The 623-nt window shown below is 44.5% G+C and carries 1 pseudogene; it reads left to right on the plus strand.

What is annotated here, in order from left to right:
- A pseudogene (secA, locus tag R7040_RS27635) lies at nt 1-623 on the plus strand (preprotein translocase subunit SecA); the annotation flags it as partial.

Raw genomic sequence — 623 nt, forward strand, 5'->3', positions numbered from 1 at the left:
CGCTATTTGAATTCTTAGGTATGACGGTTGGTGTTAACGTGCCGAACATGCCTCCTCAAGCGAAAAAAGAAGCGTACCAAGCTGATATTCTATACGGAACAAACAACGAGTTTGGTTTCGATTACTTGCGCGACAACATGGCTTTCCGCAATGAAGACCGTGTTCAGCGCGAACGTTTCTTTGCTGTGGTCGATGAGGTGGACTCAATCCTTATCGATGAAGCTCGTACTCCTTTGATCATCTCTGGTCCGGCAGAAGACAGTTCAGAACTTTACACTCGAATCAACCTGCTTATCCCACATCTACAGAAGCAAGATAAAGAAGATTCTGAAGAGTATCGTGGCGATGGTCACTACACTGTTGATGAAAAATCAAAACAAGTTCACTTGACTGAAACGGGTCAAGAATACGTAGAAGAGCTATTGGTTAAAAATGGTTTGATGGAAGAAGGTGATACATTGTACTCACCTGCGAACATCAGCTTGCTTCACCACGTAAATGCTGCTCTACGTGCACATGTGCTGTTTGAGCGTAATGTGGATTACATCGTTAACGATGACGGCGAAGTTGTGATCGTTGATGAACACACTGGTCGTACAATGCCAGGTCGTCGTTGGTCAGAA

It is taken from the genome of Vibrio sp. 1069 (assembly GCF_033340555.1).